A 238-nucleotide genomic window follows, 5' to 3' on the forward strand; every position below is an offset into this window, starting at 1 on the left:
AATTGCCGAACCAAATAATAGGTATTTACCAAAGGTAGAATTATCTTCGAGAGTTTCTTGATGCTGCGCTTTTAATTGAGCCAATTGTGATTCATTTAAATCAGAGCAATGAATACATTTATCGCTTGCTTCCGGTGTATATAATTCACATCTATCACAGCGTTTTTGTTTCGGCTGCTTAGCTTTCATTGCTAGACTCATTCCTACAGACATTGTGAAATCCTTTACACATAACGCC

Annotated in this window: 1 protein-coding gene; it reads right to left on the minus strand. The window is 36.6% G+C overall.

From position 1 onward, the window contains the following. The coding region (locus tag H4J52_RS02875; protein ID WP_182224184.1) for a hypothetical protein at positions 1-213 on the minus strand (213 nt) is incomplete at its 3' end. Positions 214-238 lie beyond the last annotated feature (25 nt).

This window comes from Colwellia sp. MB02u-14 (assembly GCF_014076915.1).
In the GTDB taxonomy this organism is placed as follows: Bacteria; Pseudomonadota; Gammaproteobacteria; order Enterobacterales; family Alteromonadaceae; genus Colwellia_A.